Source organism: Meiothermus sp. (genome assembly GCF_025056915.1).
In the GTDB taxonomy this organism is placed as follows: Bacteria; Deinococcota; Deinococci; order Deinococcales; family Thermaceae; genus Meiothermus.
On sequence record NZ_JANWVH010000078.1, the window covers coordinates 1 to 13,954 of the forward strand.

Annotated in this window: 12 protein-coding genes and 2 pseudogenes; 7 read left to right on the forward strand and 7 right to left on the reverse strand. The window is 65.5% G+C overall.

Features of this window, described 5'->3' with window-relative positions; translation table 11 throughout:
* The 4 genes from NZN28_RS11650 to NZN28_RS11665 form a co-directional block, all read right to left on the reverse strand.
* Positions 1-2,000: glycoside hydrolase family 15 protein (locus NZN28_RS11650; protein WP_295398368.1), on the reverse strand; the 2,000-nt coding region annotated here is incomplete at its 3' end.
* Positions 2,000-3,439, reverse strand: coding sequence for a glucose-6-phosphate dehydrogenase (gene zwf, locus NZN28_RS11655; RefSeq protein ID WP_295398370.1), 1,440 nt, complete (start codon positions 3,437-3,439; stop codon positions 2,000-2,002). The genes NZN28_RS11650 and zwf, both read right to left, overlap by 1 nt.
* Before the next feature lie 211 nt (positions 3,440-3,650).
* Positions 3,651-5,537: an amino acid transporter gene (locus NZN28_RS11660; RefSeq protein ID WP_295398372.1), complete on the reverse strand. Its 1,887-nt coding sequence runs from the start codon at positions 5,535-5,537 to the stop codon at positions 3,651-3,653.
* The gene (locus NZN28_RS11665) at positions 5,534-6,025 is read right to left on the reverse strand and encodes a DUF1003 domain-containing protein (protein ID WP_295398374.1); all 492 of its coding nucleotides are present in this window, start codon (positions 6,023-6,025) and stop codon (positions 5,534-5,536) included. The genes NZN28_RS11660 and NZN28_RS11665 overlap by 4 nt, the downstream gene beginning before the upstream one ends.
* On the opposite strand from NZN28_RS11665, the gene gnd reads away from it, so the two are divergent.
* Positions 6,007-7,011, forward strand: coding sequence for a phosphogluconate dehydrogenase (NAD(+)-dependent, decarboxylating) (gene gnd / locus NZN28_RS11670; RefSeq protein WP_295398376.1), 1,005 nt, complete (start codon positions 6,007-6,009; stop codon positions 7,009-7,011). The genes NZN28_RS11665 and gnd overlap by 19 nt on opposite strands.
* Before the next feature lie 3 nt (positions 7,012-7,014).
* Positions 7,015-7,674 (forward strand): 6-phosphogluconolactonase, encoded by a 660-nt coding sequence (locus NZN28_RS11675; protein WP_295398378.1) that lies wholly within the window; start codon positions 7,015-7,017, stop codon positions 7,672-7,674.
* Here NZN28_RS11675 and NZN28_RS11680 read toward each other — a convergent pair.
* The 3 genes and pseudogenes from NZN28_RS11680 to bfr all read right to left on the reverse strand — a co-directional run bounded on the left by NZN28_RS11680 (position 7,588) and on the right by bfr (position 8,712).
* Positions 7,588-8,121 (reverse strand): annotated as a pseudogene (locus NZN28_RS11680) (DUF2270 domain-containing protein). The gene NZN28_RS11675 and the pseudogene NZN28_RS11680 sit on opposite strands and share 87 nt — an antisense overlap.
* A pseudogene (locus NZN28_RS14655) lies at positions 8,108-8,170 on the reverse strand (hypothetical protein); the annotation flags it as partial. The pseudogenes NZN28_RS14655 and NZN28_RS11680, both read right to left, overlap by 14 nt.
* A 71-nt stretch (positions 8,171-8,241) precedes the next feature.
* Entirely contained in the window at positions 8,242-8,712 is a 471-nt protein-coding gene (bfr, locus tag NZN28_RS11685) for a bacterioferritin (RefSeq protein WP_295398379.1), read from the reverse strand.
* A 237-nt stretch (positions 8,713-8,949) separates the two neighbouring features.
* On the opposite strand from bfr, the gene NZN28_RS11690 reads away from it, so the two are divergent.
* The 5 genes from NZN28_RS11690 to NZN28_RS11710 all read left to right on the forward strand — a co-directional run bounded on the left by NZN28_RS11690 (position 8,950) and on the right by NZN28_RS11710 (position 13,691).
* Positions 8,950-9,315, forward strand: coding sequence for a hypothetical protein (locus NZN28_RS11690; protein ID WP_295398381.1), 366 nt, complete (start codon positions 8,950-8,952; stop codon positions 9,313-9,315).
* Positions 9,316-9,335: 20 nt separating this feature from the next.
* Positions 9,336-10,289, forward strand: a complete 954-nt coding sequence (locus NZN28_RS11695) for a PIG-L deacetylase family protein (protein ID WP_295398382.1) — start codon at positions 9,336-9,338, stop codon at positions 10,287-10,289.
* Between the two features lie 66 nt (positions 10,290-10,355).
* Complete coding sequence (locus tag NZN28_RS11700; protein WP_295398384.1) at positions 10,356-11,366, forward strand: tetratricopeptide repeat protein; 1,011 nt, start codon at positions 10,356-10,358, stop codon at positions 11,364-11,366.
* Positions 11,367-11,376: 10 nt separating this feature from the next.
* Positions 11,377-12,582: a polysaccharide deacetylase family protein gene (locus NZN28_RS11705; protein ID WP_295398386.1), complete on the forward strand. Its 1,206-nt coding sequence runs from the start codon at positions 11,377-11,379 to the stop codon at positions 12,580-12,582.
* Between the two features lie 2 nt (positions 12,583-12,584).
* A complete protein-coding gene (locus NZN28_RS11710) occupies positions 12,585-13,691 on the forward strand; it encodes a heparan-alpha-glucosaminide N-acetyltransferase domain-containing protein (RefSeq protein WP_295398389.1) in 1,107 nt (368 codons plus the stop codon).
* The last annotated feature ends 263 nt before the right edge of the window (positions 13,692-13,954 follow it).

Here is a 13,954-nt window from a genome sequence, read left to right on the forward strand (position 1 = left end):
GGGCTTCGGTAGCGCTCGGCCACCGATCGAAGCTGCTCGCTGGGGTGGCCTTTTTGCAACGCCAGGTAGAGCTTCAGATATTCGGCATGGGCCCACACCAGGGGCATGGCGCTGCCGGTGGGCCGCCCGGGGAAGAGGCCCCGCTTGGGTAGGGGCGGGCCGTCCCAGACCTGCTCGGGGATGAGCCCCCCCAGGCTGGCCGCACGGGCCATGGCCCAGAGGTAGGGCAGCGGGTCTTCCCCGGCCAAAAGGGCGTAGTGCCCCCGCTCCCCGCTCAAAAGGGGCCAGGCCCGGCCTACCCCGGCCCCGTCAAAGGGGCGGCCATCGGGGTGCTCACCATAGCCGTCGTGATTGTAGCGATGGTAAAAGGGTCCGCTGGGGGTCTCCACCCGCAGCAGGGCCTCCGCCAGCCGCAGGGTATCGCGGATGCGGGGGTCGTGCGGCGAGCGCAGCCCCAGCCGCACCAGGTAAAGGAAGTCCAGGCTCACCAATTCTTCGGCCTCGACCTGCTCGCCCTGGCGGTTGTGCACCAGCACCCGGCCCCGCAGGCCCATCGCCCCCGGCGGACGGATTCGCACGTAGTGGCCCCCCACCCCGTGCTGCTGGTCGAGGGGGGTGTTCTCCACGAAGGTCCACTCCTCAATCCGGGCGTTCCAGGCATCGGCCAGCGAAAGGGCATAACTTTGGTGGAGTTCTTCCAGAAAGGCTGCCCCCGCCACCAGCGCGGCCACCTGCACCCCCAGCGTGAAGGGGTTGGCCCCGGCGTTCTCCTCCCAGCGGTCCTGGGGGCTATAGGGGCCGTTTTGGGCGATGAAGCCCAGAGCCCTGTGCACCATCTGTCTGGCCAGGGCTTCCTCAGAAAGCCCTCCTTCCTCGGCCAGGCGCGACGCCAGCAACACCGGCAGGGCCACCTCGTCGAGCTGGAGGCCTGTCCAGTAGGGCCGCCCATCGGGGTAGAAGTTCTGCGGCCAGCTTCCATCGGGCCGCTGGGTGGCCACGAGGTAGGTCAGCATCCGCCGGGCGTCCTCCACCTGGCCAGCCTCGAGCAACGCCAGCCCGGCCTCCACCGCGTCGCGCGGCCAGACCAGGTGGTAGCCGCCGGGGTCGTCGTGGGAGGCGCCCCAGGGGGTGGAGAGGCTGGCCACCACCGCCCCCGGGTAGGTGGTGTCTTCGTGCACCCGCAGCACCATGGCCGAGGTGCGGGCTAGGGCGGTGAGCTGGGGGTGCTCCCCCTCGATCTGCAGCCCCCGGGCCCAAGCCTCCCAGCCCTCCAGGTAGCGCGCCCGCACCACCCCGTAGCCCTCGCATAGGCTCGAGCGGGCCAGGGTGTGGGCTCCTTCCGGAGTGGGGGCAAAGCCCAAGGCCAGCACCCCCTCGGGGGCCAGGAGTTCGCCCATCAGGGCCACGTTGCCCCCTGCGGCCCGGCGGAAGCCCCAGGTCATGGCCCCGTTTTGATGGAAGTCCTGCCAGCCATCGGAAAAGCCCACGAAGCCTGCGCTGGCTCGGGCAAACCCCGGCTCGGCCAGGAGCGCGAGGGCCGCGCCTGGCGCCTGGGCGAAGAGCCCAGAGTCCTCCACCCAGGCCGTGTTGCCGTAGCCGCTGCCGCCCAGGTGCGGGGCCAGCAGCGGATAAAGCCGAAAGCCCGCCCCTTCCCGCCAGTACCGCACCAGCACCACGTCGCGGCTGGGGTCGGCCAGGAACTCCAGTTCCAGCGTGTAGCCTTCGCCCTGGTGCTGCACCCGCGGCAGGGGCACCTCGGGGGCCGGGGTGGAGAGGGTGTAGCGCTGCACCCGCTTGACCTCGTACCAATTCCCCTCCCGGGCCGCGATGAAGCCCAGATCGCGGATCTGGGGCTGGCCGGTGGAGGGCCAGAAGACCTCGTTCAGGATGCCGTGGCCCAGGGTGAACCAGACCCGGCTGGTGCCCAGGGCCGCACCCACCAGGTCTTTGTCGCTGGAGGCCCAGGTGGGGGGGATGCCCGGTGCCCCAAAGGCCTCCATCACACCCCTCCCAGAGGCCGCCAGGCGTGGCCCTCCTCCATCAGGCGGCCCATTCCTACCGGCCCTTCCGACCCGGCAAGGTACGACTCCGGCTGACCCTCTTTCCAGGCCTGAAGCACCGGCTCCAAAATGCGCCAGGCCCACTCCACCTCGTCAAAGCGCAGGAAGTGGGCCTGGTCACCCTGCAAAGCATCGAGCAAAAGCTGTTCGTAGGCCGAATAGGCCGCGTCGCCGGGGCGTTCGTAGGGGGCCTCGAGCACCACCGGGCGGGCCTGGGGTGTAAGCCCCGGCGTCTTGGCCCAGGCGTGTAGCTCGAGGCGCTCCTCCGGCCTCAGCCGGAAAACCAGCCAGTTGCCCTGGGGAATGCCCTCGCCGAAGAACTGCGCCGGCACCTCGCGGAAGCCCACCGCCACCTCGGCGTAGTCGGCCCCCAGGCGCTTGCCGCTGCGCAGGTAGAAAGGCACCCCGCGCCAGCGCCAGTTGTCCACATAGAGCTTCAAAGCGGCAAAGGTTTCGGTGGTGGAACCGGGGGGGATGTGCGCCTCCTGCAGGTATCCCGGCACCGCCTGGTTTCCAATTTTCCCGGCAATGTACTGCCCTCGCACGGCGAACTCGTCCACCCGGGCCGGCGGAATGGATCGCACCGAGCGGAGCACCTCTACCTTGTGTTCGCGCAGAATCTCGGCATCCCAGACCGAGGGGGGTTCCAAGGCTACCAGGGTCATAAGCTGCATCAGGTGGTTCTGCAGCATGTCCCTGAGGGCCCCGGCCTGGTCGTAGTAGCGCCAGCGCCCCTCCAGGCCCAGGGTTTCAGCGTAGGTAATCTGCACCTGGGCCACGTGCTGGGCGTTCCAGATGGGCTCCAAAAAGCGGTTGGCAAAGCGGAAGACCAGCAGGTTCTGGGTGGTCTCCTTGCCCAGGAAGTGGTCTATTCGGAAAATCTGTGCTTCCTTCCAGTGGCGGTGCATCTGCTGGCGCAGGGCCTCTGCTGAAACAAGGTCATAACCAAAAGGCTTCTCCACCACCAGCCGGCGGAAACCCACCGACGCCTCGCTCAGTCCAGCCCGGCCCAGCCCCTCGGCTGCGGCCCCGAACAGATCGGGCGGGAGGGCCAGGTAGAAGAGGGCGTTCGCGGCGATATCCTCCTGCAGGCAGGCCAGACTATCGGGGCTCAGGTCGCCGTAGCGGTAGCGGATGCGACCTTGTATCCGGGCCCACAGCGCAGGGTCGAAGCCCAGCACGAACTGGCGCAGGGCCTCCTCAAGCCGCCCCAAAAAGGCCTCCCGGCTCAGCTCCTCCTGGGCGTAGCCCACCAGCTCGAGGCCCTCCAGGTGCCCCCGGACCCACAGCCGGTAAAGGGCGGGCAGCAAAAGCCGCCGGGTCAGGTCGCCGGTGGCGCCCAGGATGACCAGAGTGGTGGGGGGTAGGGCGGTGAGCATGTGCCTATGTTTCGCCGTACCGGTAAGGATTTGGTAAAAGGCTGGGTATTATCGCGGTTTTCGCTATTTTGCCACCATGCCCATTAGCAAAAATCTGTATCTGGTTTGCGAGAACTGCTCTGGGCCGCTCTACGCTCATCGTAGCCACCCCGATCCGCGCTGGTGGGGCTGCAGACGTGAAGGCAGCGCGTCCCAAGGCTCTGCATGGGCACTACCCCCCCACATGCACCACCGGGCGACGGCTTGGGTCGGGCTCGGCCCGGCGCAGAATCTCGTGGGTGAGGCTCCCGATATCCCCCTCGCCCCAGAACAAAAAGCGCAGGGCCTGCTGGAACGGGCTGTGTTCGCCCCACTCCAGGTAGACGTGGGGCCGCTGGCCGGTCTGGTCGCGCATGTAGAGCAGAATGGCCGCAATGGCGTTGGGCACACTGGCCGACTGGGTGCGCAGCACCCGGTAGGGGCCAACCCGCACCCCAATCACCCGCACCCGACTGGAAAACTCCGAGGGGTCGAGCACGCCAATTTCCAGAAAAAGAAGGCTTCCCTGCCCGGGCAGGTGGGTATCGTGGCGCATCTCCTCCTCGGCGGCGCTGTACTCAAAGAGGGTGCCCCGTTCACGATGGTGGGCAATCAGGCGCAGCTCCCCCTCGGCCTGGTCAATAAAGCGCTTCGCCTCCTCGTCGAATTCCACCTCAGAGACCCGCAGTTCGAAGGCCCGCAGAATTCTCGAGACAAAGGACACCCCCAGAATGGCCGCGATGAACAGCAGGGCGATCCAAAGCCCGGTGGAGCGCTCGAGCACGTTCATCGCCCACGTGTAGATGAAGACCAGGGTGATGAGGGCAAAGCCCAGCGCCGCCAGCCAGCCCTTCCGGCGCAGCACGGTGAGCCAGACCGCCAGGGAAGCCGAGGTCATCAGGGCCAGCACCCCGGTGGCGTAGGCCGCCCCCTGGGCGTCCACGCTGGCCTGGAACAGGAGGGTGATGAAGAAGGCCACCCCCGTGAAGAAGAGCACCAGCGGCCTGGGGATGCGGGTCCACTCGGGGGCCATGCCGTAGCGGGGCAGGTAGCGCGGCACCAGGTTCAACAGGCCCGCCATGGCGCTGGCCCCGGCGAACCAGAGAATCAGGATGGTCGAGAGGTCGTAGAGCGTAGCCACCCCCGACGGCAGGTAGGTATGGGCCAGGTAGGCCAGGGCCCGCCCGTTGGCCGCTCCACCGGGCTGAAACGCCTGGGGAGGGATGAGCAGCGTGGTGACCAGGCTGCTGCCGAGAAGGAAGAGACTCATGATAAGGGCCGCGCTCAGAAGGAGCTTGCGGGTATTCCGCACGCGCCCTCGGGGCCAGGCTTCGCTGTCACCGGGAGCTCCTCTGACCTGGGGCATCACCACCACTCCAGTCTCAAAGCCCGAGAGACCCAGGGCCAGCTGCGGAAAGACCAGCACCGCGGCCAGGGCCATCTCGCCGGGGCTGGGGTAGCGCAGGGCCAGGGCCTCGCCCCAGCGGCCCCAAAGCTCGGGTCGGGCCAGCAGTTCCTGGAAGGCCGCTCCAATCACCCAAAGGGAAAGCCCCAGGTAGAGCACCACCAGCACCACCGCCACCCCGATGGCCTCGCGGAAGCCCAGCAAAAAGACTCCCCCCAGCAGGGCAATCAGAACCAGGGTGAGGAGTACCGGATGCTCGAGCCAGCCAGGGGTGAGGGGGTTGCCGATGATGTGTGCGCTGGCGTCGGCGGCGGAGAGGGTGATGGTGATCATGAAATCGGTGGCCGCAAAGCCCAGAAGCACCAGCACCACCAGCTTGGCCGTCCAGCCCTTGAGCAGGCGCTCGAGCATCCCCACCGAGCCCTCGCCATGGGGGCTTTCGGCGGCCACCCGCCAGTAGACCGGCAGGGCCCCAAGCAGGGTGAAGAGCACCAGGAAGAGCGTAGCCAGCGGGGAAAGCAGCCCGGCAGCCAGGGCCGCAATGCCGGGCTGGTAGCCCAGGGTGGAGAAGTAATCCACCCCCGTAAGGCACATCACCTTGGACCAGGGCTGCTGGGTGTGGGGGGTGCTTTCGGGGGACTGAAGCAGCCAGCGCCTGAGCGCAGCGCGGTTCATGCCTGGTCTTTGTGGGCCTCGGCCATGCGCAGCGCCTCCTCAGCAGTCAGGCCGCTCTTGATGACCAAGGCCAGCAGAAGGCGGTTCTGGAAGTCGATGTGGCGAAGCAGGGCCTCGATTTCCTGCTCGGCCTTGATGTTCACCTCGAGGTCGTGCTCGGCCCGTAGCTCAGCGTGGCGGCTTTGCAGGTTCTGCCCAATCATCAGCAAAGGCATCAGGAAGAGCTGAATCATGTTGGATAAAAACAGCCAGAACACGAAGGCCATGGGGGGGTCGAATTTGAGCTGGGGTGGGGCCAGGAAGTTCCAGGAGAGCCAAAAGAGGGTCCAGAAGAAGATGATCAGAAAAAACCCCATGCTGCCCACGTGCTCGGTAATCCACAGGGCCAGCCGTTCCAGCGGGGAGAGCGAGTCTTTGTGTTCCTGGTTGGCATTGCGCAAGGGCCTGCGCCGCTTGAGCACCTCGGCAATTGAAGGGAGGTTTTGCATGGAGCTTAAAATACTCCCGTCGGTATGAATGGGCTCGAGCTCTCCGCCCTCCTCTTCTTGGGCAGCCTGCTGGCCGGGTTGGTGGGGGCCCTCACCGGGCTGGGGGGCGGGGTGGTGCTGGTGGCAACATGGCCCGCCGTCTCTTGCGTAAGGGCTTCCGGGTGGTGGGCTTTGACCAGAAACCAGAGGCTGTCCGGGGAATCTCGGGGCTGGTGGAAGCCAGCTCGTTGGAGCGCCTGATGCACCTGTTGGCGCCCCCACGTACAGCCTGGCTGATGCTTCTCGCGGGAGATGTTACCGAGGAGGCGGTGCAGCACCTGGCTGCTCTTCTGTCCCCTGGCGACCTGCTGGTAGACGGCGGCAATGCTCACTACAAAGACAGCCAGCGGCGTGCGGCCAGCCTGGCCGAACGGGGCCTGCTGTTTGCCGATGTGGGGGTCTCGGGAGGGGTGTGGGGCCTGGACAACGGCTACGGCCTGATGCTGGGTGGGCCTGAGGAGGCTTTGTACCGCTTAAGGCCTTTCCTCGAGGCCCTGGCGCCAGCTCCCGACAAGGGTTGGGTGCATGTGGGGCCGGTGGGGGCGGGCCACTTTGCCAAGATGGTGCACAACGGCATCGAGTACGGCATGATGCAGGCTCTGGCTGAGGGGCTCCACCTGCTGCGCAACAGCGAGTTCAGGGTGAACCTTCCCGCTCTGACCGAGGCCTGGCGCTACGGCACGGTTATCCGGAGCTGGCTACTCGACCTGGTGGCCGAAGGCCCGGCCTCAGACCCCGAACTAAAGGGGATCGCTCCCGTGGTGGCCGACTCCGGCAAGGGGCGCTGGACCTTGCAGGCGGCCCTCGAGCGGGGAGTAGCCCTGCCGGTCATCGCCCAGGCGCTGTTTGTCCGCTTCCAAAGCCAGAACCGCGAGGGCTTCGACAGGCGCCTGCTGGCCCTGATGCGGCACCGGTTTGGTGGGCACGCCGTCGAGCGGCCCGGCTAGGGTATGCCCTTTGCTGTAGAAATTTTTCCCCAACCCGAGGCGGTGGCCCGGGCCCTGGCGGGTGTGCTGGCCCTTGGCCTCAAGGAGGGGGGCCGGGCCGTGCTGGCGGGGGGAAGAACCCCCCTGCCGGCCTACCGCTTACTGGCCCGGGAAGCCCTTCCCTGGGAGCAAGTTGAGTTCATCCCCTCCGACGAGCGCTGTGTGGAGCCCGACTCCCCGGAGCGCAACGACCTGCTGATTCAAAAGGCCCTGGGCTCCAGGGCCCGACTCTGGCGCTTTCCAGCCGAGCTGGGGCCTACCGAGGCGGCCGAGCGGATGGAGGAGGTGGTGGCGCGCAAGATTCCCTTCGCGATAGTGGTGCTGGGCCTGGGCGAGGACGGTCACACGGCCAGCCTGTTTCCGGGGCACAGGCTAGACCACGAGACCTGGGTAGCCCCGGTGTTCGAGGCCCCCAAGCCCCCGCCCCAGCGCGTCACCCTTACCCCCAAAGCCCTGGCCCAGACCGACCTCTTGCTTCTGGTGGCTACGGGCAGGGCCAAGCGGGGGGCTCTTGCACGGTTGCTCGAGGGCGAGGCCCTACCACCCAACCTCATCCCCGCTCCCCGCCGGCTGGTGTTGTGCGACGAGGCAGCCTATCCTTACTCGTCGTCGGCAGAACGGTAGGACAGGGCTAGCAGCACCAGGAACACCAGTAAGGCAAGGGCCAGCCCCCAGACCCAGGGACCGGGCAGTTGGCCTACCGCAGCCCCCCAGGAGGCTTGGGGTGTGGAGTTCGAGCTTCAGCACCCAGCTCCCATAGACCACCAAAAAAAGCCATAAATAGTTGTGGCGCAAACGCACCGCCAGGGCCTGTCACTGGCTTACGGGCGGGGTGGGACGATGCGGGCTTTGCAACTACCGGGCCTGCCAGTCGCCCCCAGGCTGGCCCATCATCTGCAGGTAAAACCTGGTCTCCATCAGCCGCACCCGGTAGCGCGCCAGCTCGTAGTAGCGGTGGCGGCGGGTCTCCATCCAGAGGAAGATGGCATCCAGGGGCCAGCGCCAGTGCAAACACAAATGGCGGCATCTGGGGGTTGGCTGGGGCGAGCAATACAATGGCCGCGGTGGCACCCACCGCCCAGTTGGCAGCAGTATCCAGTCGGGAGCGCCAGACCGCCATGCGGGCCACCTCGCCCCGGCAGAGGTGAATGAGGGCGGTGGTCGGGTCTTTGGGGTTTATCTCCACCCCACCTATTCCCCAGTTTGCGAGAGAAGGTAGTTGGCAAGTCCCATTTGCTCTATCAGACTGCGCTGGGCCTCGAGCCAGTCAATGTGGGCCTCTTCCTGTTTTAGAATCTCGGCCAGCATCTCTCGAGTGCCGTTGTCCCCCACCTCCGCCGCCAGGGCCATGGTCTGGTTATAGCCTCGAACCCCCAACAGCTCGCCGTCGTAGTCGTTGAGCACAATGTCGGATACATTGGCCCCAATGCGAATATCACCCAGCCGGGCCACGTTGGGAGTACCCTCGAGAAAGATGATGCGCTGGATGAGGGCTTCGGCGTGGCGCATCTCGGTACGGGCGGTGGCCTCGAGGTGCTTGGCCAGCTTCTCGTAGCCCCAGCTCTCGCACATCTCAGCGTGCACCATGTACTGCATGATGGCGGCCAGCTCTTCGGAAAGGCGGTGGTTGAGTTGTGTTATAACCTCGGGATTTCCTTGCATTCAAACCTCCTTTGTACCGGTTGGGATACCCTTCGGTACCCAGCTTACTGCGAAGCGCTCCAGGTCGTACGAAGCCCCTCAAAAACTTGTCCTGTAGCAGCTTTGTGAGTTTTAACCCGCCTCCATGCACCGTCGGGAAAAGCCTAGCCCCCCAAAGGTAAAAATGGGGTAAAAGCCTTTACCTTCCTTTACGCCGCTTTTACCCCCTGGCCTCAGGCTTTGCAGCAAGGGGATGTTATGTTCGACCTGCATGAGCGTCTGCGCTACCTGGCCCGGAGCCTCGAGGGTGTCTGCTGGGTGCAGGAGGGCTCTACCGAGCGCTTCTACCACGGCAGCCCTGCTTTGCCGAAAAGCCTGTTCCTGGAGGTGATCGAGTCGGGCGGGGTGGTTTATGGCTTTGCACCGCATCCGGCCTGCCACTTCCATACCTCGGCTTTGCTCCCACATCCCCACCACCCCGGCTGGATTCGCCTGGCCGACCCTTCTGAAGAGGATGAGGAAGCCCTCTGGCAGAGCATCCGCTTTGCCCACGCCCGAGCTGCCCAGGCCCTGCCCCTGGCGCAGACCATCTCGGCGCGCCCCGCCCTTCTGCGTTCGGCCTGAAAGGGTACAATCCCGCTTGTATGGCCCGCAGGCGCGGACGCAAGCGATGGATGGTGCTGGGGGTGCTCCTCCTGGGGCTGTTTGTGTGGATTAATGCCCCAGGCCTGACCGCGCTTGCCTACCAGCTCTACTACACCCCTCGGGTGCAAGCCCTGCCCAAGGCCTCCGGCTTTGGCTCGAGTGACCGGGTGCTGGTGCTGGCCCCGCACCCCGACGACGAAGTGCTCTGTTGCGCTGGGACGCTCCAGCAAGCCCAGGGGGCGGGTGCTCAGGTGTACATCGCCTGGCTCACCAGCGGAGATGGCTTCGAATGGGACGCGGTGCTGCTGAGGCACACACCCGACCCTGGCAACAGGGCCATGCTCGAGCTGGGCCAGACCCGCATGCAGGAGGCCCGCAAGGCGGCAGAGGTACTGGGCGTTCCATCGGAACACCTGCGCTTTCTGGGCTACCCCGACCAGGGGCTTCTGCGTCTTTTTCTGGACTATTACTACTTCCCCTACACCGCACCCCGCACCGGGGTGAACCGGGTACCCTACCCCGGAACCCTCTCACCAGGGGCTTTATACACCGGGGAGAACCTCGAGCGCGACGTGGAGCGCCTTTTTGAGGAGATCCGCCCCACCCTCGTGCTGGCTCCGAGCCCCTTGGACGCCCACCCCGACCACCGGGCCACCGGTGACCTGGCCCTGCGCCTGCTGGGCAAGCGCAGGGAGCTGGACAGGGCCCGTTTCTGGATAGTGCATGGAGGGCTGGAGTGGCCCCTGCCCAAGGGGCTGCATAAGAGCCTGCCTCTGGAGCCCCCGCCGCGGGGCCACGGCCTCCCCTGGCAGCGGGTGCCGTTGCAACTGGAGCAGGTTGAGCGGAAGCTCGAGGCGGCCCGCGCCCACCACAGCCAGATCCTCATTCTCGGGCGCTTTATGGAGGCCTTTGTGCGGTCAAACGAACTGCTGAGTCCCTTGCCGCTGCCTTAGCCTCCGCGCTAGAGGTTTTACCAAACCTTTACCCCCGGACCTCAGTCTTGCGCTAGGTTTATGGGGATGTCGCGCGGTATTACCCGCCGTAGGGTGTTGCAGGGGCTAGTGGGGGGCCTGGTCTTCTCGGCTTTGGTTAAGGCGGAGGCCGTCTCTTGGCCCGCCTATGCCTACCGCTCGGCAGCGTTTTCTCGCTTCCTGGAGGATTCCTATGCCCTTGCCCCGGCCCTCACTCCGCCCTTCAGGGCCTGGCTCGAGACCCGCTACCAGCAGCGCTTTGGCGTCCCCTTGCCTGTAGCCCTCAGGGAGCGGCGAGTGCTTTTGCAGCGGGGGGGTGCGGATGCAGCTCGCAAAACCGCCCTCTGGCTCCACCGCACGGTCAAGGCTGTAATTCCGCGCTTCAGCCTGGAGCGGGGTTTCGAGTTTTTCAACGCGGTGCGCCTGGGAGAGCGACAGTGCCTGTTGCAGTCGGTGCTGATTGCCGGGCTTTTGCAGGAGGTGGGCCTGGAAGCGGGGGTGGTGATGGTCTGGCGCAACCCCCAGGGCCAGGAGAGCAACCTGGGCCATGCCACAGCCCTTTTGCGCCTGCCCGATGGGGCCCAGGTGCTGGTGGACGCCTCCGAGCCCACTCCCTTCACGCCCCACCAGGGTCTGTACCTGTGGGATGCCCTGGACCGCAGCTACCGCTTTGTGGAAGCCCGCTTTGACGACCAGGGGCAGGTTCAGGCCTACACCCGGCTGGACAATGGGAGGCCACTGCCCTTTGCGCAGGCTTTTCCCATGGATGTGGCTTTCCTGCGCTCGCAGTTCAGTTACTACAGGGGCGAGCGGGCCCCAGGGGGCTTTCTGGGGCCCAGCACGCCCGAGGGCCTGGCGACCTCGGCTCGTTTTTTGGAGCAGGCGGTTCAACTCCAGCCGCAAAACCCCCTGGCCGTTTATGTGCTGGGTCACGTTTACCGCAAGCAGGGCCGGCTCGAGGCCGCCAAACAACAGTTCCGCCAGGGCTACCAGCTCTACCAGGCCCAGGGCCACCTGCCCCCAGGGCCCCAGCAGGCCCTGGCCTGGGCGCTGTCTTAGGAAGAGGAAGATGATCCGTTGGCTGATGCCGTTCGTTTTGTTGGCTGTGGCGGGCTGCACCGAGGCCGAACCCCTGCCCAAGGTGCAGAGGCCTCCTTTGGGGGAGGTACAGCCGGTGGCCCCCGGCTTCCGCCCTCCCCCGTCCCTACCCCAGATTGTTCTCGAGCCTTCCCTGCCCGGGTTGCGAAGGTTGGTCTACCTTTCCAATGGCTATCTCGAGGCCGCCCATGGCCTGTTGCTGGTACCCCGCAACCAGGCCCAGCCGGAAAAGCTCCTGACCCTAGCCAAGCAATTGGTGGAGCGGGCCTTTGCTGCCCGCGAAAGCTTGGGAGTGGTGGATGTCAGCCTCTACCGGGCCGAGGATTATGCCGGCTTTGGAGGGCCGCTGCCCCTCTTCACGGCCTCGGTGCCCAGATCCCGGCTGGGCGAGTTTTTGCGTTTGCCTCCTGAAGCCCTGACGGCCTACGACCACCTCTGGCTGAACCCCGGTGAACCCAGGCCCCCCTTACGCCGACCCAGCCGGCTGGCCGAGCGCCTACCGGCCTTCGAGGGCAGCCCCGAGGAACTGCAAGAGCAGCAAAAGCTTCAAACCGAGCAGCAGCGCAGAGGTCCGCTACCAGCCAGCGGCCTGTACTACCACGGCCCTCCAGGCTCCAACAAGGTGGCCCTCACCTTCGACGACGCGGTGCACCCCTTGTTCGCCCCCTTGTTGCTGGATGCCCTGCGGCGGGCCGGGGTAAAAGCCACCTTCTTCCTGATTGGGCGCAACGCCGAGGCCTACCCTTACTTTGTGCGCGACCTGGTCCAGGAGGGGCATGAGCTGGCCAACCATACCTACCACCACGTGCGGTTGGTAGGGCTACCTGAGGAGGTGGTGCGGGACGAACTCCTGCGCACCAACCAGCTCATCGAGCGACTTACCGGCCAGAGCGTGCGCTTTTTTCGCCCTCCAGGAGGTCGCTACGATGCCCAGGTGTTGCGGGTGGCGCGGGGGCTAGGCCTGGTCACGGCCTTCTGGACCGACGACCCCGGCGATTTTAACAACCCCGGCAGTGAGGTCATCATCAGCCGTACCCTGCGCTTTTTGCGCCGGGGTGGGATTGTTCTGCTTCATGACAACGCCCAGGAAACCCTGCCCGTACTGGGCGAGCTGGCCAGCCGGGCCCGGGCACGCGGTCTGCTGCTCACCACCCTCTCCGACCAGGCCGGGTGGTAGCTGTGGCCGCTGTTTCGCCGCTTCCCAACAGGAAATCTGTTCCACAGGTTGCGGGCCGGTCGGTCGCCCTGGATGCCTTTCGGGGCCTGACCGTGTTGCTGATGTTGCTGGTCAATAACATCGCCCTGGACAGCGCCACCCCCACCCAGCTCCTCCACGCAGCCTGGGGCGGTGGGCTGCACCTGGCCGACCTGGTTTTCCCCTGGTTTTTACTGGCCACCGGGGTCTCAATACCCTTTGCCTGGGCCTCGAGCCAGCGGCGGGCTCAAGGTTACGGCACGTGGTTTGGCAAGGCCACCCTGCGTTCTCTTACGCTCTTTGGGCTGGGCCTGCTCCTGGTGAGTGCGGTGGCCCACACCCCGGTCTTCGCCCTGGGGGTCTTGCAGCTTATCGCCCTGGCGTTCTGGGTAGGAGCGGTGCTGTACCCAATCCCGGCCCTGCTGCGCTGGGGCCTGGCCGGAGGGCTGCTCCTGGGCTACTGGGGGGCCATTCGATTCATTCCCGTCCCCGGCGTGGGGGCCGGGGTCTTTGAGGAAGGGCAAAACCTGCTCCTGCACCTCAATCAGAACTACCTGTCTCCCCTGGGGCTACGGGGGATTCTGTCGGTCATACCCACCGCCGCACTGGTGCTCATCGCCAGCGGAGTGGGGAATCTGCTGCAAAAACCGCTGGCACCTGTTCAGAAAGGAACCCGGCTCTTTTTTCTGGGCCTGGGGCTGAGTGCCTTGGGGTACGGCTGGAGCCTGGATCTTGAGTTCAACAAGCCTTACTGGACACCAGCCTACATCCTGCTGGGAGCTGGCAGTGGAACCTTGCTGTTAGGGGTTTTGACCTGGCTCGAGCAGATTTTTGGAAAGGGTTTGCTCTTTTTGCTGGTGGTGCCTGGTTGCAACGCCCTGCTGGCCTACATAGCACCTATCCTGGTCAAGGTCTGGGTTCTCCAGGACTGGAAGCTGGGTAGCCTGAACCTGCAAAACTGGCTTCTGCTCGAGGCCAAATCGGCCTGGGGGCCCTGGATAGGCGGCTGGGTCTACTCGCTGGGCTTCGTTGGGTTCTGGTGGCTGGTTCTGGCCTGGTTCTACTACAGACGGTGGTTTTGGCGGGTTTAAGCCACAAACAACAATACCTGCTCTCTTCACGCTAGACCTGCGCTCCCAAAGCGTTTGTAACTACAGCGCTCTTCCCTAGTTATAATCTGCCTCAAAGCGACACCTAAAGTCAGGATCGGTCCATACGACGTTGAAGGGGCAGGCAGAACCCTGAAGGCAGCGTGTACCCTGGGCTAGAGCACCAACGGTTGGCCGCCGAGTGGCATCTCGTTCAGCTTGCCAGGGTCAGATAGCTTTGGGTTCTGGTCTTGGATTCAGGAGGC

What these genes read in the sequence shown, in the direction of transcription:
- zwf (WP_295398370.1), bottom strand. Translation starts at nt 3,439, where the DNA reads ATGCTCACCGCCCTACCCCCCACCACTCTGGTCATCCTGGGCGCCACC.
- NZN28_RS11660 (WP_295398372.1), bottom strand. Translation starts at nt 5,537, where the DNA reads ATGAACCGCGCTGCGCTCAGGCGCTGGCTGCTTCAGTCCCCCGAAAGC.
- NZN28_RS11665 (WP_295398374.1), bottom strand. Translation starts at nt 6,025, where the DNA reads ATGCAAAACCTCCCTTCAATTGCCGAGGTGCTCAAGCGGCGCAGGCCC.
- NZN28_RS11675 (WP_295398378.1), top strand. Translation starts at nt 7,015, where the DNA reads ATGCCCTTTGCTGTAGAAATTTTTCCCCAACCCGAGGCGGTGGCCCGG.
- bfr (WP_295398379.1), bottom strand. Translation starts at nt 8,712, where the DNA reads ATGCAAGGAAATCCCGAGGTTATAACACAACTCAACCACCGCCTTTCC.
- NZN28_RS11690 (WP_295398381.1), top strand. Translation starts at nt 8,950, where the DNA reads ATGTTCGACCTGCATGAGCGTCTGCGCTACCTGGCCCGGAGCCTCGAG.
- NZN28_RS11695 (WP_295398382.1), top strand. Translation starts at nt 9,336, where the DNA reads ATGGCCCGCAGGCGCGGACGCAAGCGATGGATGGTGCTGGGGGTGCTC.
- NZN28_RS11700 (WP_295398384.1), top strand. Translation starts at nt 10,356, where the DNA reads ATGTCGCGCGGTATTACCCGCCGTAGGGTGTTGCAGGGGCTAGTGGGG.
- NZN28_RS11705 (WP_295398386.1), top strand. Translation starts at nt 11,377, where the DNA reads ATGATCCGTTGGCTGATGCCGTTCGTTTTGTTGGCTGTGGCGGGCTGC.